The sequence below is a fragment of the Imperialibacter sp. genome, assembly GCF_040222815.1.
Lineage (GTDB): Bacteria > Bacteroidota > Bacteroidia > Cytophagales > Cyclobacteriaceae > Imperialibacter.
In genome coordinates this window covers 51775-74280 of the sequence record NZ_JAVKCH010000036.1, presented here as the reverse complement: position 1 = coordinate 74280, position 22506 = coordinate 51775, and the positions used below count along the sequence as shown (strand labels likewise).

The 22506-nt window shown below is 47.9% G+C and carries 20 protein-coding genes and 1 pseudogene; 13 read left to right on the top strand and 8 right to left on the bottom strand.

The annotated features are described in order from the left end of the window. Positions 1–27 precede the first annotated feature (27 nt). Positions 28–1692: a carboxylesterase/lipase family protein gene (locus RIF36_RS17555; protein WP_350123197.1), complete on the bottom strand. Its 1665-nt coding sequence runs from the start codon at positions 1690–1692 to the stop codon at positions 28–30. Positions 1693–1845: 153 nt separating this feature from the next. Beyond that, the gene (locus RIF36_RS17550) at positions 1846–2745 is read right to left on the bottom strand and encodes a helix-turn-helix domain-containing protein (protein WP_350123200.1); all 900 of its coding nucleotides are present in this window, start codon (positions 2743–2745) and stop codon (positions 1846–1848) included. A gap of 232 nt (positions 2746–2977) precedes the next feature. On the opposite strand from RIF36_RS17550, the gene RIF36_RS17545 reads away from it, so the two are divergent. The 6 genes from RIF36_RS17545 (at position 2978) to RIF36_RS17520 (ending at position 8334) form a co-directional block, all read left to right on the top strand. Next, on the top strand, positions 2978–3430 hold the full coding sequence (locus RIF36_RS17545) for a nuclear transport factor 2 family protein (protein WP_350123203.1): 453 nt from the start codon (positions 2978–2980) through the stop codon (positions 3428–3430). A 48-nt stretch (positions 3431–3478) separates the two neighbouring features. Then, the gene (locus RIF36_RS17540; RefSeq protein ID WP_350123206.1) at positions 3479–3925 is read left to right on the top strand and encodes a nuclear transport factor 2 family protein; all 447 of its coding nucleotides are present in this window, start codon (positions 3479–3481) and stop codon (positions 3923–3925) included. A gap of 28 nt (positions 3926–3953) precedes the next feature. Then, positions 3954–4589, top strand: a complete 636-nt coding sequence (locus RIF36_RS17535; RefSeq protein WP_350123209.1) for a flavodoxin — start codon at positions 3954–3956, stop codon at positions 4587–4589. Between the two features lie 4 nt (positions 4590–4593). Beyond that, a complete protein-coding gene (locus tag RIF36_RS17530) occupies positions 4594–5445 on the top strand; it encodes an aldo/keto reductase (protein ID WP_350123211.1) in 852 nt (283 codons plus the stop codon). Positions 5446–5523: 78 nt separating this feature from the next. Then, positions 5524–7146 (top strand): carboxylesterase/lipase family protein, encoded by a 1623-nt coding sequence (locus RIF36_RS17525; RefSeq protein ID WP_350123214.1) that lies wholly within the window; start codon positions 5524–5526, stop codon positions 7144–7146. A gap of 114 nt (positions 7147–7260) precedes the next feature. Then, positions 7261–8334, top strand: coding sequence for an alpha/beta hydrolase (locus RIF36_RS17520; RefSeq protein WP_350123217.1), 1074 nt, complete (start codon positions 7261–7263; stop codon positions 8332–8334). A 388-nt stretch (positions 8335–8722) separates the two neighbouring features. Here RIF36_RS17520 and RIF36_RS17515 read toward each other — a convergent pair whose 3' ends face one another. The 5 genes from RIF36_RS17515 to RIF36_RS17495 all read right to left on the bottom strand — a co-directional run bounded on the left by RIF36_RS17515 (position 8723) and on the right by RIF36_RS17495 (position 13637). Further along, entirely contained in the window at positions 8723–9136 is a 414-nt protein-coding gene (locus RIF36_RS17515) for a putative quinol monooxygenase (RefSeq protein WP_350149462.1), read from the bottom strand. Between the two features lie 56 nt (positions 9137–9192). Next, the gene (locus RIF36_RS17510) at positions 9193–11346 is read right to left on the bottom strand and encodes an outer membrane protein assembly factor BamB family protein (protein WP_350123223.1); all 2154 of its coding nucleotides are present in this window, start codon (positions 11344–11346) and stop codon (positions 9193–9195) included. Between the two features lie 51 nt (positions 11347–11397). Next, entirely contained in the window at positions 11398–12105 is a 708-nt protein-coding gene (locus RIF36_RS17505; protein ID WP_350123226.1) for a LytR/AlgR family response regulator transcription factor, read from the bottom strand. After that, on the bottom strand, positions 12102–13100 hold the full coding sequence (locus tag RIF36_RS17500; protein ID WP_350123229.1) for a sensor histidine kinase: 999 nt from the start codon (positions 13098–13100) through the stop codon (positions 12102–12104). The genes RIF36_RS17505 and RIF36_RS17500 overlap by 4 nt, the downstream gene beginning before the upstream one ends. Positions 13101–13472: 372 nt before the next feature. Next, the gene (locus RIF36_RS17495; RefSeq protein WP_350075488.1) at positions 13473–13637 is read right to left on the bottom strand and encodes a hypothetical protein; all 165 of its coding nucleotides are present in this window, start codon (positions 13635–13637) and stop codon (positions 13473–13475) included. A 127-nt stretch (positions 13638–13764) separates the two neighbouring features. Between RIF36_RS17495 and RIF36_RS17490 the strand changes: the two genes are divergently transcribed. The 4 genes and pseudogenes from RIF36_RS17490 to RIF36_RS17475 all read left to right on the top strand — a co-directional run bounded on the left by RIF36_RS17490 (position 13765) and on the right by RIF36_RS17475 (position 18028). Then, on the top strand, positions 13765–14217 hold the full coding sequence (locus tag RIF36_RS17490; RefSeq protein WP_350123232.1) for a nuclear transport factor 2 family protein: 453 nt from the start codon (positions 13765–13767) through the stop codon (positions 14215–14217). Positions 14218–14420: 203 nt separating this feature from the next. Next, positions 14421–14879 carry a (2Fe-2S)-binding protein gene (locus tag RIF36_RS17485; RefSeq protein WP_350075492.1) on the top strand — a complete coding sequence of 153 codons (459 nt, stop codon included), beginning with the start codon at positions 14421–14423 and terminating at the stop codon, positions 14877–14879. Positions 14880–14901: 22 nt separating this feature from the next. Next, positions 14902–17163: pseudogene (locus RIF36_RS17480) on the top strand (xanthine dehydrogenase family protein molybdopterin-binding subunit). Positions 17164–17398: 235 nt separating this feature from the next. Then, positions 17399–18028, top strand: coding sequence for a hypothetical protein (locus tag RIF36_RS17475; RefSeq protein WP_350123238.1), 630 nt, complete (start codon positions 17399–17401; stop codon positions 18026–18028). A gap of 342 nt (positions 18029–18370) precedes the next feature. Here RIF36_RS17475 and RIF36_RS17470 read toward each other — a convergent pair whose 3' ends face one another. Continuing rightward, entirely contained in the window at positions 18371–19297 is a 927-nt protein-coding gene (locus RIF36_RS17470) for a hypothetical protein (protein ID WP_350123241.1), read from the bottom strand. Between the two features lie 200 nt (positions 19298–19497). Between RIF36_RS17470 and RIF36_RS17465 the strand changes: the two genes are divergently transcribed. The 3 genes from RIF36_RS17465 to RIF36_RS17455 all read left to right on the top strand — a co-directional run bounded on the left by RIF36_RS17465 (position 19498) and on the right by RIF36_RS17455 (position 22504). Next, on the top strand, positions 19498–19797 hold the full coding sequence (locus RIF36_RS17465; RefSeq protein WP_350093639.1) for a nucleotidyltransferase family protein: 300 nt from the start codon (positions 19498–19500) through the stop codon (positions 19795–19797). Further along, positions 19790–20122, top strand: a complete 333-nt coding sequence (locus RIF36_RS17460; RefSeq protein WP_350123244.1) for a HepT-like ribonuclease domain-containing protein — start codon at positions 19790–19792, stop codon at positions 20120–20122. The genes RIF36_RS17465 and RIF36_RS17460 overlap by 8 nt, the downstream gene beginning before the upstream one ends. Before the next feature lie 129 nt (positions 20123–20251). Continuing rightward, positions 20252–22504, top strand: coding sequence for a xanthine dehydrogenase family protein molybdopterin-binding subunit (locus RIF36_RS17455; protein WP_350123247.1), 2253 nt, complete (start codon positions 20252–20254; stop codon positions 22502–22504). Positions 22505–22506: the final 2 nt, after the last annotated feature.

Genomic DNA, 22506 nt, shown 5'->3' with positions numbered 1-22506 from the left:
GAAATCTCTCTTTGTGTGAGTAGCTCCTTATAATCGTCCAATAGACCGCCACATGGCCAGTTCGCTGCTGAATCTATCTTTGATGACTTCGCATTTTGCATCAATTCGCATGGTAGCCCTGTCTGTCAGGTTGTAGGCAGGCCACTGCGGCAAGTCTTTCCCACCTGGCTTCCCTGTTCGGGCAAAAGTGGTCCATAGCTCAGCCATGTTGTGCGAGGCGATAAATCTATCGGGCTTAGAACCTCCGAAGCCCATCCTTTGCTGCTCCCCTTCTTTAGGTGGCACTTCATTGTTAAATTTGAATGAGATGTCCATTGCGTGCGGTGTACCCATTTCATAGTCAGTGCCCGGTATTTTCATGTCCGACTTGTACCCGAAGTTGTACAAATACACCGGTGCGCCATTCTCCTTTGCTTTCTTCTCAGCAATTTCGATCGAGCCAAGCCCCATCATAACGATGGATGAAACTGCCACGAATATGTCGGGAGCAGATGCATCGGGTCCTGCCTTGCGGTAGGTATCAATAATTGCTTTTGTATCGTCGCCAAATTGAGGCTGCATTTTAACTTCCAGTGCATTAAAGTCCATGCTAAAGACGTCAGTTACACGGTTTTGCCAGGCAAAGAAGTTGTACTCGTCTTCGTTCCAGCCGACCATCAACGGTTTGTTTTTTGAAATCACCGGTGCCGTTGGATCAAATGGGTTGTTGGGCAAGATACCACCATCGACCACCGGCCCAAATCCTCCAGCTCTTGGCTCAGTAATTCCTCCTGTTTTAGTTTTGGCCTGAAACGGCGGTACCGGCGGAAGCTTTGATTGCACCTCAAGCAACGTGGCGGCGGGCAGGTCGACGAGCTTCCTCCAGTCCTTTGAAGAAAGGTTAAGTTCTTTGAGTACCAATGCGGTTGTTTGGGCTGCCATATCAGTAGACAACATCCGAACACCAGGCCCACTTTCTATGGAAGCCTTGTTGAAGTAGGGAGCTGCCTCTGGCATTGTATACAGGCATGAGGTTTTCGCACCTCCCCCCGACTCGCCAAAAATCATTACGTTGTTAGGGTCACCACCGAATTGGGAAATATTTTCATTCACCCACTTCAGTCCTGCTGCAATGTCGGCTACACCCATGTTACCCGATCCAGCATAGTCACTGCCCCCTAATTCGTCGAGATAAAGGAAGCCAAACAAGCCCAGTCTATGGTTGGTTTCAACCACCACCACATCGAAGTTTCTTGCAAGGTTGGCGCCATCCTGTCCTCCGGATCCTCCAGAACCTACCACAAAGCCACCACCATGGCTATAAAACATGACGGGCCGCTTTGCATTGTCGTTGGCAGGCGTCCAAACATTAAGAAACAAACAGTCTTCTGCCGGATCTGGCTCCCCTCGCCTCGGTCCCTGAATAGCCGGTGCCCCCAGCACTAGCCCATCCCTTACGCCTGTCCATGGGTCAAGGGGTGCTGGTCGTTTGAATCTTCTCTGGCCTGACACCTTTCCAGCATAGGGTATCCCTTTAAAAATACTAACTCCCTCAATCCTCATTCCTCTGATGGCTCCGTAGGAAGTATCTGCCTTTACATACTCATCCCTTCTGTTCGGAGACGAAAAGGTATACCCGGGATATGCTACAAGGGCGGCGGCCAATGACAGCCGTGAAACAAAGCTTCTTCTATTCAGGGTGTGGTTGCTCATTGTCATTTCTCTAGCATTGAAGGTTTAAGATCGTCAGTCAAGCTCTAAGTATGTGTCAAACAAACGCAATGTACTTTATGAATACTCCCGATCCGTCCTGTACTATACTGATACAGGCATCAGGCTTCTCAAATTTGCCTGCTTAACAGAAAATCAATTTTCGGACATTCGATACTCCTGGGGAGATACCCCCACACATTGCTTGAACACCCTGGTAAAATGCTGCGGGTACTTAAACCCCAGCTCGTAAGCGATTTCGCTGACCGACTTGTTGGGGTCAAATATTTTCTCCTTGGCCACGTCGATCAATTTCAACTGGATGAATTCGTGTGCCGATTTGCCGGTCTCCTTCTTGATCAGGTCGCCAAAATAGTTGGGAGACAGGTTTAGTTCATCGGCACAGTACGCTACCGAAGGCAAGCCCAGCTCTGCCGGTTTACCTGCCGAAAAGAAGTCACCGAGGAGCTTTTCAAACCTTTCCAAAATCCCCTTGTGAACGTTGTCCCGTGTAATGAACTGCCGGTCGTAGAATCGAGAGCAATAATTGAGGAGCAGTTCGATGTTGGTAGCCATCAACGTTTTGCTGTGCTTATCTACGGCATGCTCCAACTCGTATTTCACCTTCGAAAAGCTGTCCAGTACCAATTGACGCTCCCGCTCCGAAATGTGCAGTGCTTCATTCACATGGTAGCTAAAAAAGGTATATTCGTCAATATGGCGACCCAACGAGGTTCCCCTGATCAAATCCGGGTGAAAAACAACGCCGTAGCCTTTCGGTTGGTAAAGTTCGTCACCTGCATCGCTGCCAAACACCTGACCAGGACCTATGAACACCAGCGTTCCTTCCTGATAATCGTAGGTGTTTTTGCCGTAACGCATATCTCCACATTCCACATCTTTCAGTAACACCAGGTAGAACCCAAAATAAGTTCTTCTCAATCGTCTGGGGGAAGCCTTTGAAAAATCTATCACGCTCACCAGCGGATGCAATGTCTCGTGGTTGTTGAAAGCATTGTATTGGCTAATGGTCTCAAATCTCGATATCTCTTCCATGACATTTTTTATTTCCAGTTAAAAGTACAGTGTTCCGTCATCGGTTCCTTATCCGAAAAGCCAAATCGTTGAATTTGGTAGGTGAAACAGTAATCTGTATAAGCACAACTCAAAAACGTAGAATCATCTTTGTATCGCAAGCCCAGGGCGAAAAGTCGTTTTGAACTCTGAATCCACATTGCTGTCGGCTTCGCCGACAATCACAAGAAGGTATGACTAAACAATCTTTAAAATGAAAAAATTAATTATCGCTCTATTCTTCATCTTATTTACGGCACAAGTTTCCCTGGCACAAAATGCGGCAACTGAAAAGGAACTCAAGGAACTATCACAGTTGAAATGGCAGTGGATGGCAGACAAAAACGTAGCCAAACTAGCTGTTCTTTTCGACGACAGAGCAAAATTTGTCCACATGAGCGGAAGCTGGAAGAAAGCAAGGGAGCTGGAAATCATTGAAACGGGAAGCATCTGGTACAAGAACGCCAAAGTGCATGACGTTGCCGTAGAGGTTTTTGGAAATACAGCCATCGTATGGAGCAGAATTACGCTTGATGCTGTGGTGCGAACCAATGAGGTGTCGACTGAATTTACGGTGACCGAAATCTTTCAGAAACAAGGAAGCGACTGGAAGCTCCTCGACCTGACATTCAGCAGCGTGCGGGACACGCATGAAATTGAAAAATGAGAGGCATAGGTATATTGGCTGCAACGTAAAATCTTACCCATCAACAATATGAAAGAGACATTTCTTGGATTGATAATACTACTAATAGGTACACAATGCTCCTTCGCCCAAAACACACCTGCCGAACAGGAAGTCATTGACCTATCGAAAGACAAATGGCAATGGATGGCCGACAAAGACGCCGGAAAGCTCACGGCGCTGTTCCACGAAAAAGCCGCCTTTGTGCACATGGGTGGTAGCTGGGGTACCGAACAAGAGCTCAACATCATCAAAAGTGGTGGAATCTGGTACAAGCAAGCCGATATCCACAACGTTTCTGTAAACATTATTGACAATACGGCCATCCTGCTCAACAGGATCACCCTATTGGCTGTGGTGGGCGGAAATGAAGTAACGAATCCATTTATGGTGACTGAGGTGTATGTGAAGCAAACAGACTCCTGGAAATTAGGCTCTCTATCGTTTACCAAATTGCTGACACCGGGAGACCGTTGAATAGCCAGTAAGCCGACACATCTTAACAATGAAAGCTACCTGTTCTATCAAACACACCCTTTTCGGTCTTTTTTTTCTGGTTTCAGCTTGCTCATCTGGCCAATCCACAGCTGATCACACTGGTGTGGGTGGTGCTGCTTTAAATCCAGAGAAAATTCTGATCGTATACCTCACCAGAACAAAAAACACGAAAGCTGTGGCCGAAATGATTTACGAGAAAGTGGGTGGAGCGTTGGTGGAATTGGAGCTTGAAGTGCCCTATCCGGAGGACTACCGGGCCATTGTGGCCCAGGTGGCGAAAGAAAACGAATCCGGCTATCTGCCTCTGTTAAAAACGAAGGTGGATGTTTCAAAATACGAGGTGGTGTTTATCGGCTTCCCTACCTGGGGTATGCAACTGCCACCACCTATGAAAAGCTTTTTGACCCAGTATGACTTAAGCGGAAAAACAGTCGTGCCTTTCAATACCAATGCAGGGTATGGCGTGGGCAGCAGCTTCGACAAAGTCAAGGAGCTCTGTCCTGATAGTACTATCAAAGAAGGATTGTCAACTAAAGGAGGTATAGAAAGAGACGGTATCTACTATGTGATGGAAGGAGAAAAAGAAAAGCAGGTGCGGGTAGAGGTAGAGAAATGGTTGAAGAAAATACAAGTACTTAAATAAGGATATGCAAAAAGTACGACTAAACAACGGAGTTGAAATGCCCATTCTGGGCTTCGGAGTGTTTCAGGTCACCGATTTAAACGAATGCGAAAGAAGTGTGGCGGATGCCATTGAAACGGGTTACCGGCTCATCGATACGGCGGCTTCCTACCAAAATGAAGAGGCTGTGGGCAGAGCGATCAAAAAAAGTGGGGTCCCCCGTGAAGAGCTCTTTATCACTACCAAGCTTTGGATACAGGACACGGGCTATGAAAACACTAAAAAAGCCTTTGAGAAATCGCTAAAAAGGCTCCAGCTCGACTACCTCGATCTGTACCTGATCCACCAGCCCTATGGCGACCTGCATGGTTCGTGGCGGGCGATGGAGGAGCTTAATGAGGCAGGAAAAGTTCGTGCCATCGGCATCAGCAACTTCCACCCCGATAGAGTGGTAGACCTGATGGCATTTAACAAGGTAGCCCCGACCGTGAACCAGATCGAAACGCATCCATTTCATCAGCAGAACGAAACCCAGCAGTTTTTAAAGGAGAGCGACGTTCAGATCGAATCGTGGGGTCCATTTGCCGAAGGAAAAAATGATTTATTCAAAAATGAATTGCTGGCTTCTATTGGCAAAAAGCATAACAAAACTATTGCCCAGGTGGTACTCAGGTGGCTTACCCAAAGGGGCGTTGTGGCTATTCCTAAATCAGTCCGTAGAGAACGGATGGAGGAAAACTTCAACATTTTTGACTTCGTGCTAAGTGGAGAAGACATGGAGGCGATCAAAATACTGGATACCCGAACAAGTGCCTTCTTCGACCACCGTGATCCTGCCATGGTAAAATGGCTGGCAAGCAGGAAACTTGACATTTAATACGCTCTCTAAAACAGAGCCTCTGCGGTATATCATCAACGTAAAATATAACTACTTATCAATCAAAGTAATCCTACTATGAAAAAGCTGTCTCTATGTTTTGCATTATTGCTGGTGGCAGGTTCTCTGCTTGCTCAAACCCCCACTGTTCGTACTGCCTCGGGCAGCCTACGTGGCATCACTGAGGGTGAAGTTTCCAGTTTCAAGGGAATTCCTTTCGCCGCACCACCGGTAGGAGAACTTCGTTGGCGCCCACCGCAGCCTGTTGCTCCATGGCAAGGTGAGCGGGACGCAAGCAAATTTGGCCCCGACTGTGCACAAGCCGGCTGGGGCGGAGCTCCCGGAACAATTACAGCAGGCTCATCAGAAGACTGCCTTTATCTCAATGTATGGAAGCCTGCAAGCGCTGGGGCCAATGCAAAGTTGCCGGTGATGGTTTGGATCCATGGTGGAGCCTTTGTGGGTGGCAGTGGTTCAGGGGCCGGCACCATTGGAAATGAATTTGCGAAGCAAGGGGTTGTGCTGATCACGATCAACTACCGTTTGGGACGTTTGGGCCATTTTGCCCACCCAGCTCTGGCGGTTGAGCACCCCAAAGAGTTCAAGGGCAGCTATGCCTACATGGATCAGCTGGCTGCCCTCAGGTGGATACAGGAAAACATTGCTGCATTCGGCGGAGACCCTGATAATGTCACCATTTTTGGCTTTTCTGCTGGTGGAGTATCTGTTCACTCACTTATGACTATCCCTGCTGCTAAAGGGCTGTTCCATAAAGCGATTGGTGAATCCAGCGGTGGACGGGATGGCGTACTCACGGGCAGACCCATTAGCAACGACAATGCCGACCCCCTCTACCCTGTTTCAGCCGAAACAATAGGAATCAACTTTGCCCGCAAGCATGGTATTGAGGGCACAGACGCAACTGCTCTGGCAAAACTGCGTGCGCTGACCGTAGAAGAAATTGTCGACAGCGGCCAGGAAAGTGACGGTCAGGGTGGCCCACGTACCTATTCGGGGCCTATTCTTGATGGCAAACTAGTTGTAGAAACAGCCGAGAGCGCCTACATGGCGGGCAGGCAAGCTGGTATTCCACTCATTATCGGGAACACCAGTGCGGAAATAGGTGGAGGATTTGTGAATGCCAGCACATCCAAGGAGGAACTTTTTTCAGAGTTCGGAGAGCTTGAGAGTGAAGCAAAAGCTGCCTATGATCCTGATGGCAACAAAGCATTCGCCGAGGTTATCACAAAGTTTAACACCGACTGGGTGTGGGGTGAGCCAGCAAGAATGACAGCAAGAATATTTGTAGCCAACAAGGCTCCGGTCTACATGTATCAGTTCGGGTATGTTCCTCCTTCCATGCAGGAGCGGGCGCCTTACGGTGCTGGTCATGGTTCTGAGGTATCTTTTGTATTCAATACGCTCAATGCACGTTGGGGAGCAACTGAGGCAACGCCCGAGGAAATAGAGCTAGCGAAAATGATGAACGGTTATTGGGCGAACTTTGCTAAAACAGGCAATCCTAATGGTAAGGGATTACCAGTTTGGCCCCTATACGATACTAAAAAAGAAGAAATTCTCGATATTGAACTGAGCGGCAAACCAATAGCCAAGCCCGATCCCCGGAAGGCGAGACTGGATGTGATTGAAAAGGCTCTGATCAAGTACAGGGCCAAAATACAGGCTCGTGGTGGTATTTAAACTGGAAAAAACCAAGCAGCTAAAGCTCTGGTGTTTTTATGTAGACTTAGAGTTTGAAAAACAAAACACGCAGCGCTAAGTGCCCAAAACCCACTTCAAAAGACCCGGAAGCAGATGATTGTGAAAAGCGAAACAGGTCATTTCGATCGACGGCAGGCAAAGAAGATTGCCCTGTCGTTAGGACTCCCGACAGCAGTATTGCTACTGTTGGGAGTCTTTGCTAGCTGCATTAACAAGCGGCAAGAGCAAGAAGCCACTCATGCTACTGACTCACGACGTCCGAAAGAGCTTGATCAAATGACCAATCACCTTACTACAGACAACAAGATAGCCGACATCGTCAATCACCCGGCATTTAAGGGTTTTGGTGAGCTGTTGCTACCGCACGACAACAATTCACGCTACTACAACACACTCCTGAATCAGGTTGGCTCCCTTATGCCTTATCATGGCCACGTGGAGCCGATTGATGTCGTCAATGCGCTGAACCACATGATTGATGAGGTTAGCGATGGCCACAGCATCTTCTACAACTTTTACTCTGAGCAGCAAAAAGAGAAAGATGGCCAAAAAAAGAATACTGGCCTATTTTTCTTTCGGGGCAAGCCAGGGTCGCCCTTTGCCATTATCTGCCCTGGCGGAGGATTCTCCTACGTTGGTTCGCTGCATGAGGGATTCCCCCTCGCACAAGAAATAAGCAAGAAAGGATACAATGCCTTCGTGATCCGGTACCGAATTGGCAGTGGGAGGCTAGCGACCGAAGACCTGGCAGCGGCCATTGACTTCATTTTCAAAAATGCCGACGGCCTTGACGTGGGTATCAAGGACTATTCAGTGTGGGGAGGTTCGGCGGGCGCCCGCATGGCCGGCGACATTGCCATGAACGGCGTTTCGGCGTATGGAGGAAGCAACCTGCCCAAACCTGCGACTGCGGTGATTGCCTATACCGGCCATTCTACCTATTCAAGCGACTTCGTCCCTTCGTTCATGACTGTAGCCGCCAACGACGGAATAGCCAGTATCCATGCAGTAGAGCAGAGAGTTCAAAACTTAAAAGACTCCGGTGCCGAAGTGGAATACAAAAGGTATCAAACTGCCGGACATGGCTTTGGCCTGGGCACGGGCACCGATGCCGAAGGGTGGTTGAATTTGGCCGTGCAATTTTGGGAAAGGCATATGGGCAAGTAAAGTCGGAACCTGAGGGCTGCCCTTGAATCAGAATAGGGTATGATGCTGCCAAAACCTGGCGGTCACCTACCTTGCCCAACCTCTACTACTCCTATTGCTCAATAGCGACTGGGAGTGCCGTGCGAGGGCGACATCCCGGTTGCGCAAGTGCGGCGGGGCAATTGCCCAATGCTGGCGGCTGGGTCGCCCAACCCAGGGGGGGCGGGTTGCGCAATGCCGGGGGGCGAGGTTGCCCAACCCAGGTAGGCGAGGTTGCGCAATACACCGGGTGGAGGTTGCGCAACCGGCAACCGACCTCCTCTCTTTGCTACTATTCCGGCTATTCCTAAGCCCAAAGATTGATGAGCCCAAACAGTCAGCACAAATTTACCCCACAGTATGGCCGCTTCTACTTGATCTTCATTCGAGGCACCAAGGGCACAGTCTCAACCAGCTCAAGCGACTTCACCATGCTGGCCGTACCGTTTTTGTACTTGATGAAATGGGGTGTTTTCAAATGGGCCTGATAGGCAGCGGAATCGGCATAAATTTCCAAAATAGTGATACGTGCCGGGTCGTTCTTTTCAGCTACGGCATATAGAGTTAACACCCCAGGCTCTAAGCGAACCGATGCTTCAATTTCTTCCTTCAAAAAGGCATTGTAGCTATCGAGCTGGGCTGAGTCGATGACCAGCTTAGCCAGCCTCACCATTTGTTTATCGCTCTGGGCAGCAGCTTCCGAAAAAGCGCTTATCATGATCACGCTCAAAACAATTGCACACAAGCCATTGAGTCTACTTTTCACTTCATTTTGGTTCTGCATGTTACAATTTACCGATTTTATGTCATCAATTGACTAGGGAAATTAAACCATTAAACTTAAGGCAAGGCAAACGTCATAATGGATCCTGAAGGGTTTTCCTTTGTACCTCCTACAGACAGTGCCACATACTGTTTGCCGTTTACTGAGTAAGAACATACATTGGCATTGTTAGCGGCAGGCAGACTGGTTTCCCAAACCATTTTACCTGTCTTCTTATCAAATGCCCAAAGCTTTTTGTCATCCGCTCCGCTGAGGAACACCAGGTCACCCGCAGTTACCATAGGGCCTGAGCGGGCTAAGAGTCCCGTAATCGGCCCTCCTTCTTCCTGTAACTTTTCATCATTGCCCACAGGGATTTGCCACTCATATTCGCCTGTAGAAAGATTCAAAGCGCTCAGCGTATTCCATGGGCCCTTCATCGCCGGACTCCCGCTCGGGTCGGACCATGTTCTGTAAGCCGTAATATTGCCGTATCTCACCGGTTTTGTAACTTCGCTGCTTTCCTCCAATGCTAATGACCCTTGGTCAATTTTGTCATACAAAAATGCCATGATCGCTCTTTCCTCGGCCTCCGTAATTACCCCTTTATAGCCTGGCATCTGTCCGCTACCCGCCCTAATTTTCCCGAGCGCCTCGTTTTCACCCATTCTGTCTTTGAGGTTCACCAGTGATGGGAATGTGGGTGGGATTCCTTTCCTTTCTTCGCCATGGCATGTCGAACAATGTTGCATGTAGGTTACCCGCCCAGTTTCCAAAATCGTATTGTTTTGGGTAGCAAAATGCTTGTCCATATCAACAATGGTTTGAATTTCAGGCAGGTTATTCCCCCGGATATACAAGTAGGTGGTGTTGGGGTCAAAAGCGGCTCCACCCCAATTCGCACCTCCTCTTGTGGCGGGTATCGATAATGTACCTCGCAAATCCGGTGGCGTAAAAAGGCCTTCGTACCTTACTGATCTGAATTTTTCCAGAATGGCCTGGTAGTCGGCGTCGGAATAATGGTTCAAGTCATCCTCAGTCATCGACTGCCGTACAAACGGCTTTGGCTTTAGGGGGAAGGGCTGCGTTGGCCATGTTTCTTCTCCGGGCAGGTTGGAAGCAGGCACTGGGCGTTCCTCAATCGGAAACAAAGACTCACCCGTGTCACGATTGAGCACAAAAACAAAGCCGTGCTTAGTCACCTGAGCTACAGCGTCTACGTCCTTTCCATCTTGTTTGACAGTCACCAAATTAGGAGGTGAGGCCAGGTCGTAGTCCCACACATCGTGGTGCACCGTTTGAAAATGCCATTTGTATTGACCCGTGGCTGCATCCAGGGCGAGCACGCAATTACCATAAAGGTTTTCTCCCCTTCTGTCGGCACCATAATAGTCATAAGAAGGCGACCCCAACGCCAGGAACACCATACCTCTGTCCATGTCGATACTCATGCCAGCCCAGCAGTTCACCCCACCAGCATATTTGTAAGCATCGGGTGGCCAGGTTTCGTAGCCAGGCTCGCCAGGGAGAGGGATGGTGTGAAAGGTCCATGCCAAAGCGCCAGTTCTACAATTATAGGCCCTGATGTATCCAGGAGGTGCCCCGTAGAAGTCGGGCAACCTGGAACCGATGATGATTAAATCGTTGAAGATTCTCCCAGGGGTGGTGAGCGTCACCGAAATTTTTTCCGGGTCGTCTCGCACCCCTTCATTGAGATTTACCCTGCCATTGGTGCCAAATGAAGGGATGATCTTTCCTGTTTTGGCATCAATGGCTATCAATGAATTGCCAGCAGAATACAAAATCCTTTTGTCATCTCCGCTTTCCCAGTAGGTGACACCCCTGCTGGCAGCACTTGGCTGACCTTCCTCCAGGCTTTTAAACGACCAGATTTCTTTGCCCGTCGCTGCATCGATGGCATAAACGGTCTGCTTTCCAGAATTGGCATACATCACACCGTTGATGATGATGGGGTTACTTTGGCTCGACACGGGGTCGGCCCCCTGAGCCAAATCACTCATTTGGAAAGTCCAGGTATTTTCTAATTTGGCCACGTTGGTCAGGTTGATTTGATCGAGCGAAGAGTAGCTGGTACCTTTTGGGTCAGCCTTGTAGGCTCCCCACCCATCAACATCCGACTTCTTGTCGCCACATGAAATAACAAACGCCGAAAAGGCAATGATCAAGCAAAGCGCTGCGCCTGGCTTCATACGTCTTTTGTTTTCCTTCATTATTCTTAAATTGATTCAGATCGTGTTATAAATACATTGATGAAGCGTCTCCTACAGCAGCTTCCTGTCGCCGAGCTTTTCAAAAAACACTTCCCGGTAGTTGCGGCTAATGGGGTATATCTCTTTGCCAATCACCACCTCGTTCGACTGCACTTCGTCGATATGCCTCATGTTGATAATGTAAGACCGGTGAATGCGCACGAAGTCGGGTGGTAACACGTTGGCTATACTCGTGAGCGACACCAGCGACATCACCTTTCTGGAACCGGCAATGATCTTGATATACTCTCTTTGCGCCTCGATAGCGCTTACCTCTGCAAACATGAATTTTACTATCCGGGTATCGGTTTTGATGAAGAAGTAATCTGGTTTTTCGCTGTTGTCATCGGCTGCCACCTGAACTGCGAGGTATTCGATGGCCTTGTCGATGGCTTTTTGGAATCGCTCAAACGGCACAGGTTTCATCAGGTAGTCAATCACGTCCAGCTCATATCCCTTCAGGGCATACTCCTCGTAAGCGGTCACAAGAATCGTCAATGGCCTTTCGGGAAGGTCGTTGAGAATTTCCATACCAGTCATCAATGGCATTCGAATGTCGAGCAGCAAAATGTCGACTGTGTTTTCGCTCAGGAACTCCACTACCTCCACCCCATTGCTGCATACACCAGCGAGCTCAAGATTTCCAATCTTTGACACATAGTCGGACAGCAATTTCCTTGCTGGTGGCTCATCGTCAGCTATCAGGCATCGGTACTTCATCGCATGTGTATGGTTAAATCCACGGTAAACAAGGCAGGCTCCTCACGCAACGTCAGCGTATGTTTTTCAGGGTAAATCAAGTCCAGCCTTTTTCTAACATTGATCAGCCCTACACCACTTTTTTCATCGATAGTTTTGTTCCCGGCAATCATATCGTTTCTGACATGAAAGTGGAGCACCTCCCCTTCCTTAATATCCAGATTGACGTGAATCGTTCCGTTCATCGTATTTCCATGCTTAAACGCATTTTCGAGGAAGACAAGAAAGATCAAATGAGCAATCTGGTGCCCTTCCTGCACTCCACTGTGCTTAAAAACAATGGTTGGCTTTTCATCCAGCTTCAGACGCCATAGCTCTATGAAATTCTCCATGAATTTGATCTCCCTGGAAAGCGGAATGAATTTCCCCTGATCCTCGTAGAGCATGTGTCGCATCATTTCCGACAGCTTCAGAATGGCCGGAGCAGTATTCTTGTCGCTGAAATAAGCCATCGAATAAATATTATTCAGGGTATTGAACAGAAAGTGAGGACTAAGCTGCAGCTTCAAAAACTTTAGTTCTGAATCCAGCTTACTATTTCTAAGCTCAATTTCCCTTCTATTGGCCGAGATCAGGTTGTCAAAAAACCAGATGACCGTAGTGAGCAGGTAAAATCCAATGGCAGGTACTGAGCGAATAAAGTAAGTGTATGAAATAGACTTGTGACTAAGCGGAAGGGCATTGACCCTGAAAAACACCAGGGACACCACCAGCGAAACAGACGCCACGATGTAGAGGGTGTACTTCCCTTTTCGGTACAGCTTTGGCAAAAACCAGAAGAAGTTAATATAAACTATGGCCGAGGAGGTGAGAACATCGGAAATAACCGTGATCCATATTTGAGTCTGAGAGCGTTCCCAGTTGCTGAGTGAAGCGTACAGTATAGCTCCATAGCATACCCAAAAAAGAATATGCAGCGCATAAACAGCACTACGGGGCAATACTCGAGTTTTCATTCCCGAAATGTAGGGTTTTAAGTCGTTCGAAATACCTACTATCATCGAAGTAACAAATTCAATCTACGGAAAGCATTTTTTGCACGACAAAAGGATTGAGTCTCCACCATTGTGCGCAACACGAACGATATTTTTCTGTCGTAGGTGAAAACGACCATCCCGGTGAGAGGTTTGAGGCATTCATTGATTTCCTCTCACCAACTTGTGTTTTATATCGTCTATTAGCGTAGCGGAAATAGATACGACGGCCCGATTCAATAAGAACAGTTTCCAGCCAAGCGGCTTAACAACACCAAAAGCACTGCCTGGCAGTATGCAATTTGGAAAATTTCAAATTGTAGTTTAAGTGAAGTATGATTAAAGGCCGTGGAGTTATCCATGGCCTTTTCTATTTAAATACCAGTTGAAGCTGGCTAATGGATTGGTGTATGGCTGAAGTGAGAGGTTACGGCACATTATTAAACCGCCGCTTTTCAGTTCGTAGATAAAAATAGTCGGCTCGGTGAGTGATTTGTATCGCCCGTTGATTTCCCTCATTTGCTTTGATTTTTATCGTCTAATTAGTGTAGTGAAAGTGGCAAGGCGCTGGAAATTAGTGGCAAAGCAGGCTGCTGTATATCCAGAAAAAATAATGTTCATCTTAATCAAGACACCCTAATAAATAATGAAAAAATCAATTATCGCCCTATCCTTCATCTTATTTACGGCACAAGTTTCCCTGGCACAAAATGGGGCAATTGAAAAAGAGCTCCAGGAGCTATCACAGTTGAAATGGCAGTGGATGGCCGACAAGAACGTAGCCAAACTAGCCGTGCTTTTCGACGACAGGGCAAAATTTGTCCACATGAGCGGAAGCTGGAAGAAAGCAAGGGAATTGGAGATCATTGAAACGGGAAGCATCTGGTACAAGAACGCCAAAGTGCATGATGTTGCCGTAGAAGTTTTTGGAAATACAGCCATCGTGTGGAGCAGAATTACGCTTGACGCTGTGGTACGAACCAACGAGGTGTCGACTGAATTCACGGTAACCGAAATCTTTCAGAAACAAGGAACCGACTGGAAGTTGCTGGATTTAACATTTAGCAGTGTAAGAGACACGCACGAAATTGAAAAGTAGGAGGCTACTTCCGGAAAGCAATTGCGAAAAACTACGATTCGCTTCCTTCTGAGTGATCAGGAATTTGAAAGACCGGGTTGTTGGATCCGCAGAAGTAAAGCTGATTATCAAAATGTTATATTGTTTGAAGCTTGTAACCAATTGTTTGGATTTCGTAACTTTAAAGAACTAGAAAACCCGATATTGTAAAAAACTTAAAAATCATGGCAGTATTCAATTTAAGCGTAAATGGAAAGAAGCAGCAGGTAGATGTTGACCCCGCCACCCCTATGCTTTGGGTGCTGAGGGATCACCTGAACCTGGTAGGTACTAAATTCGGCTGCGGCATTGCCCAGTGCGGTGCCTGCACCATTCATCTCGATGGCACGGCGATCCGTTCCTGTCAAATGCCCGTATCTGCGGTCGCCGACAAGGCCATCACCACCATAGAGGGTTTATCAGAAGAGGGTGACCATCCTGTACAAAAAGCCTGGCTGGAACACGACGTACCACAGTGCGGCTACTGTCAGGCAGGACAAATCATGACGGCCTCGGCACTGCTTGCCAGCAACCCGACCCCTAGCGATGAAGAAATCGAAGCAGCGATGAACGGCAACATCTGCCGTTGTGGCACCTACCTGAGAATCAAAGCAGCAGTTAAGACGGCCGCCGCTAACGCTTAAGGAATCTAAACCATCTCCAAAAATGACACTACTTAAGAAAAACATAGACAGACGCTCCTTCATGAAGGTTTCTGCCCTTGCAGGCGGAGGCATGATGCTGAGCTTCAGCTGGCTGGCCGGTTGCAAACCGACTACCGAAGCCGAAGTAATGGAGCTACCCAAAGAATGGTTTGAGCTTAACAGCTACATCAAAATTGGCGACAACGGCGTAGTTACACTGATGTCACCAAATCCTGAATTTGGCTCCAATGTGAAGACGTCCATGCCGATGATTCTGGCTGACGAACTAGGCGTAGATTGGAAAAATGTCATCGTAGAGCAAGCCGACTTCTACCCTGAGCGATACGACCGCCAGTTTACCGGAGGCAGCCAGGGCATTCGCCAGGGCTGGAAACCGCTGAGAACGGCAGGCGCTACTGCCCGGGAAATGCTGATCAAAGCAGCAGCCCAAACCTGGAGTGTACCAGCCGAGGAGATTACCGCCGGAGCAGGCACCCTTGAACACAAAGCGAGTGGCAAGAAAGCTGGCTATGGCGAAATGGCCTCTCTCGCAGCCACTTTGGAGGTGCCTGAAGAAGTTAAGCTGAAAGACATTAAGGACTTTAACCTGATTGGTGTTTCCCAGAAAAATGTGGACGGTAAGAAAATCGTTACCGGTAAGCCTTTGTTTGCCATGGATCATTATCCGGCGAATGCGCTGGTGGCCATGGTGGTTCACCCGCCTGCTTTTGGTATGAAAGTAAAAACACTGGATGAGTCATCGGTGAAGGGCATGCCGGGCATCAAAGACGTCTTTGTATTCGAACCGGTGAAAGAAGACTACGACAGGAATTTCTTCGACGTGAACTCTTTTTCTAACCTCGTTGCCATAGTAGGCACCTCTACCTGGGAGGTCATGCAAGCAAAAAAGGCAATCAAGGTCGAATGGGAAATAACCTCCGACAGTTCATTTTCAATGGCAGGGTTCGGAGGAAACAAAATGACGGTGAAAGTACCCGGCGGTGTCGAAAGCACCGAGGGACACAAGGCTGCCATGGAAACCATGGCCAAAGGAAAAGTGAACCTCCTCAGAAAAGACGGCGACCCTGAAGGAGCTTTCAAAAAGGCTGCCAAAGTGCTGGAGCGTACTTATACTGCTCCCTATCTGGCTCACAACTGTATGGAGCCAATGAACTGCTTTGCTGACGTAACTGCAGATGGAGCTACCTTGTACGGGCCTATCCAGGCACCCGAGTTGATCAGAAATACGATTTCCGCCCGGCTGGGGCTCGACAAAGAAAAGGTGCAAATCAACCTTGCCCGAATGGGTGGTGGCTTTGGACAAAGGGCCTACGGACACCACCTGGTCGAAGCCGCTGTCATCTCTCAAAAAGTAGGAGCACCTGTAAAATTGCAGTACAACCGTGAGGACGATATGACCTACGGCATCTACCGCCCTACTTACCAGGCTACCTACCGTGCCGGACTGGATGAAAACAATAACCTCATCGCATTCCACGTCAACGGAGGCGGCGTTCCGGAAAGTCCGGTGCATGCCAACCGTTTCCCGGCAGGTGCGGTCGATAACTACCTGGCAGAAGGCTGGTCAGTAGAATCCAATATTACCATCGGGGCTTTCCGTGCCCCTCGTTCCAACTTTATTGCCGGAGCCGAGCAGTCGTTTCTTGATTAATTTGCAGAGCTCGCAGGCAAAGATCCCATCGACTTCCGACTGGAACTGCTGGAACGGGCCAAGACCAATCCGGTAGGTGAAAGAAACGACTACGAAGCTGACCGCTATGCAGGCGTATTGAAGCTGGTGAGAGAAAAATCGAATTGGGACGAGTCCACGGCCCCCAACAAAGGGGTATCGGCCTATTTCTGCCATAACTCTTATGTAGCAGAAGTCATAGAAGTGGATATGCAGAACAATATGCCTGTGTTCCAAAAAGTGTTTGCAGCTGTAGACTGCGGCATTGTTATTAACCCCGATGCCGCAGCGAACATGGGCGAGGGTGCCATAGTGGACGGTATCGGTAATGCTTTGTTTGGGGAAATGGATTTTGTTGATGGTGTGCCTCAGAAGAACAACTTCCACCAGTACCGCATGATTCGCCAGAAAGAAGCACCACGGCATGTGGAAGTGCATTTTGTGAAAAACGATATCGATCCGACCGGCCTGGGAGAACCCTTGTTCCCTCCTACCTTTGCTGCCGTGGCCAACGCCATGTACAAAGCAACAGGGCAGCGGTTTTACAACCAGCCTTATATGAAAGAGCTGGAAGTATCTAGATCGAGGATTTAACAGAATTCAACTCAATAGTAAAAGGCTTCGGAGGTTTTCTCTGAAGCCTTTTTTTGTAGTGGAAAAACAAGTGAAAATACACCCCTAAACAAATGAATCTGGCACATTTTATGCTTGGAATTATTAATCCATTGCATAACTTCAAAATATCACTATTGAAATAGGCGCAATGAAAATAAAATAAATTTACAATCAGGTATTTTTCCATTCTTAAACACCTCGCAACCAACCAGCTATGAAAAGACTAACCTTACTATTAACCCTGCTGCTATTGGGCGTTCCTCTCCTGCATGCACAAGACACTATTACAACGGCGGACGGTCAAACCATCAGTGCCTACATACTTAAGGAAGGTGTTAATTTCATTTACTTGGGTAATTCCCAGTATGCCAACCAGTCAAACTTAAGATTAAGAAAGAGTGACATCAACCATATTAACTATCAAAACGGCTATTTAAGAACGTTTGGAGATACCACGGACATAAGGATTTCAAGACCCTCTTCGTTATCCGGCGGCTTTATGATGTCGCCGGATAATGAATATGGAAACCTTTACGGAACGTTCGATCACTTTATCACTCCGAGGATAAACTATGAAATACATGCAGGAATCACATGGGCGGCCACCGGAATCAACTACTATTTTCATAAGCCCGATAAAAACAGAAGCCTTTTCCCTTATGTTGGCTTGCTTGGCGGGTACGATTACAACGGATATGACTCTCCAGTAATGCTTGTTCAGGTTGGCATTTCGAAAATTTTTCCTAGCGGGCTCAACTTCAGGCTTGGAGTAGACGGTGTCGCCATTTTTGAAGATGACAACTTTGTAATGGGGAAAATAATGGTAGGGTATCGGTTTAAGTAAACCCCAACGCCCCGATTCGTATCTCAGGAACGATTTATTAATTTCACCGCACCTCCCTGGTTTGCAACGGGGCAACCAACTCCCCCCTCCCGCAAGCTTAGCGGCTAACGTAGCTTGTGGAATATATATTAGTTAAGTTTCCAGCTTGCCCTCATCACTACACCACTGCTGCTACTCCCCCAATCGTCCCTGTTTGAGCACCAGCGGAAACAAGGTCGAAGAAATGCGGGATAATATCGTCATAAGCAATTAACAGAATAGTTGTTTGCTAAACTTTTGATGCTTGACTACAGCTATGCAGAAGGGCAAATCAGCCTCAATGCACCACAAGTGCGGCCGAGGCTAATTGTATTTTAAAACCTGGATATCATCGAAGTATACAGTGCCTGTGCTGCTGCCATCAAGTATCAGGAAAATATTGAGTTGCTCAATCATTGATGGGAAATAGTTCACTTTAACAGAATATTCTTTGAAATCGTTTGTGCCAAGGACCGGATCGCCTTGCGTGGTATAGAAAAATACAGGAAACTCTTCTCCTTGTATATCGGCACGAAACGCAAAGTAAGCTCCACCGTTTGTCAAGTCCTCTGATTTAATCTTTAGTTTCAACACCACCTCATCACCCACTTCAATGCCTTGCGGGATCCATTGGTAGCGCCAAAAAGAAAACCCGGAAGAAGTCCCGTTCGATTTAATAGCCAAACAATTTTCTGCTGAGTAGTAAACAGTATCAATCACTTCACCTTCATGTAGTGCCCCATTGGATGATACGAAGGCCCAAGCAGTAGGTAAGGTTATATTGTCATCGATCACACTGTATTCATTTGTCTTTACCGCAGTCCATGCAGGAAGACCTTTTAAAACTCCGAAGAGTTCATCGAGATAGTAGACTCTTTTTTCTATCGTAAAATCATTATACAATACCGTGGGATCTGGCACCATGATACTTTTGTAATCTCCATTGGGCAAGGTACTTTCATCGTGATCCAGCCTGAGTAGGGCATGGCCCAATTCATGAAACATTAGCAATTCCTTGGCTACGTCAGGCAACCTATTCCAGCAAGCCTCGTCGATATTCACCCGTAGCGGCACAATTTCAGCCAATCCACAATTATTCTCCATATCCTTAAACCTCAGCTCCAGCTTGTCCAGGGAAATTGTTTTACCCCGTAGCTTCGCTTCGTTCACAAAGCGATTCAGGTAAGTCGCAAATTCAGATGGGATAACGGCTTCGTCTTTATTGCAGGAAACCAGCAATATGCAAAGCATGAGAGTTGAAAATAGTCTAACCATGAAGAACCTCTCACAAATACAGTGCCGAAATTTCTGAAATTCAAGCCAAATTTTTTAATTCTTCCTCGCTTGCAATGAGGGTGCCTAAGAAATGCGTTTATAACGCACGAAGAAGTAAGTCTTCATCAGAAAACTACCAAAACACTTTAAAACCCGAAAATCAGTATATTTGAAACATGGGACTTATTGATATCCACAAAAATCAAATTCAGAGGCTTTGCGAAGACCACAAGGTCAAGACCCTTTATTCTTTTGGTTCAGTGAACACGGCCAGGTTCACCCAAGGGAGTGATGTTGATCTGGTTGTAGATTTCAAGATTGACGATCCGCTGGAATACACTGACAACTACTTTGACCTAAAATTTGAACTAGAAAAGATTTTTAACCGACCAATTGACTTGCTCGAAAGCAAAGCGATAAGGAATCTCTTCCTGAAAGAACGTATTGATAAAACCAAGGTACTGGTGTATGGATAATGAGATCAGGGCCTGGTTAAAAGACATTGAGCAAGCGATCTTAGAAATCAACTCCTTTCTGCCGGAGAGTAAAGTTTTTACGGATTTTCAGAAAGACCTGAAAACGAAGCGAGCCGTTGAAAGAAATATTGAAATCATCGGTGAGGCAATGGCAAGAATTCTTAAAGTCGATCCTGACATTGACATAAGTGACACGAGAAAAATAGTCGATACGAGGAACAGGATTATTCATGGCTACGACTCCGTTTCTGAAGATATTTTGTGGGGGATCATCATTAGAAATTTACCGGTTTTAGAAATTGATGTTAAGAACCTTCTAAAGTAACCCCATCTCCCCTGTTTGCAACGGATGTGACCAAGACATGCGTTTATAACGCATCATCCATCCACCAACAAAAGATTGCCATTCCAGCCAATATTGGGTATCTTAAAGTCTATTCTAACTACTCATCAAATGGCTACCATAAAGACCTCTCTCAACAGGCGTTCCTTCCTAAAAACATCAGCCCTGGCCGGTGGCGGCATGATGCTCAGCTTCAGCTGGCTGGCTTCGTCATGCCAGTCGGGCACAAAAGCGGGACTTGACATTCCAGAGGAATGGTTTGATCTCAATGGCTTTATCAAAATTGCCAACAATGGCATGATCACCATCATGTCGCCCAACCCCGAAGGTGGACAGAACATCAAAACAGCCTTCCCAATGATCGTTGCTGACGAGCTCGACGTGGACTGGAAGAATGTAGTCGTGGAACAAGCGCCTCTCGACACAGAGAAATACACCCGGCAGTTCATTGGCGGCAGCCAGGCTATCCGCCAGGGTTGGAAAAGCCTGCGCATGGCCGGTGCAACGGCCAGGCACGTGCTGAAAGAAGCTGCTGCCAAAGCCTGGGAAGTTCCGTCAGGAGAAATCACAACTGAAGCTGGGATGCTCTACCACAAAAGCAGTGGCAAACAGGCTGGCTATGGCGAGATGGCCGCTGCGGCTGTGTCAATTCCTGTGCCCGAGGAAGTGGCGCTCAAGGCGCAAAAGGACTTTAAGATCATTGGCACCTCCCGCAAAAATGTGGATGCCAAAAAGATCATAACCGGCCAGCCATTGTTTGGCATCGACCACAAAAAGGAAGGCATGCTCATCGCCATGTTGGTTCACCCACCGGCGTTTGGTTTGAAGCTAAAATCGGTAGATGATAGTGCTGCCAGGGCTATGCCTGGCATCGTCGACGTGTTTCCCATCAAAAACATGCAGGACGACTACCAGCGGCAGTTCTTTGATACCTGTGCCTTCACCGAGCTGGTGGCAGTAGTGGGAAAGTCTACCTGGGAGGTAATGAACGCCAAAAAAGCACTTAAGGTGGAATGGGAACCCTTCTCAGACTATTCCGAAACCAGGGACAATGGCAGCAGGTTGTTTCCAGCCGGTTTGGAAAGTACCGAATCCCACAGAGAACGCATGGCCAAAAAAACTGGCAAGACTGTCAACGTACTTCGTAAAGACGGCGATCCGAAAAAGGCATTTAAAAATGCAGCAAAGATCATCGATCGAACCTATACTGGGCCTTTCCTGGCCCACAATTGTATGGAGCCGATGAATTTCTTTGCTGATGTAACCGCCGATGGCGCCCTGTTGGTCGGGCCACTCCAAAAGCCAGAATTTACAGAGAAAACCGTATCGGCCCGGTTGGGCATTCCGCTCGAAAAAATCGATATACAAATGACCCGTCTGGGCGGTGGGTTCGGTCGCCGATCCTATGCGCACTGGCTGGTGGAAGCTGCGGTGATCTCCGATAAGGTGAAAGCACCTGTAAAGCTCATCTACAGCCGGGAAGACGACATGACGTCGGGTATCTACCGCCCTACCTATCAGGCAACCTATCGGGCAGCCCTGGATGCTGAGAACAACCTGATCGGCTTCCATGTTAACGGCGGCGGCATTCCCGAAAGCTGCATTTATGCCAACCGCTTTCCGGCTGGTGCGGTTGACAACTACCTCGCCGAAGACTGGGTGCTAGACTCCAACATCACCACCGGGTCATTCAGGGCACCCCGATCCAACTTTATCGCCGCAGCTGAGCAGTCCTTCCTCGATGAAGTAGCAGAAGGTGCAGGCAAAGACCCGATTGACTTCAGGCTGGATCTGTTGGAACGAGCAAAGAACACCCCGGTCGGCGACAACAATGACTATGATGCTGACCGGTATGCTGGTGTGCTCCAACTGGTGAAAGAAAAATCAAACTGGGGTGAGAAGAAAGCGGGCGTGCACCGGGGTGTTTCTGCTTATTTCTGCCACAACAGTTACGCTGCCAATGTGTTAGACCTTGTATTTGAGAATGGCAATGCCCGGGTAGAAAAAGTCACTTGCGCCATCGACTGTGGCATAGTCGTGAATCCTGATGCAGCCTCTAACCTGGCGGAGGGTGCCACAGTGGATGGCATCGGCACTGCCATGTTTGGCGCTTATACGTTCAAAGATGGTGAGCCTGAAAAGACCAACTTCGACAAGTACCGGATGATCCGTACAAAAGAAGCACCCAAGACTATCGATGTCCATTTCGTCAAGAATGACATTGACCCAACTGGCATGGGAGAACCGGCTTACCCCCCTGTTTTTGCCGCCCTGGCCAATGCTTTATATCAGGCCACTGGCAAACGGCTGTACGATCAGCCATTTGCGCCGGCGCTGGAGGAGTTGTCGAGGTCAAGGATTTAAAG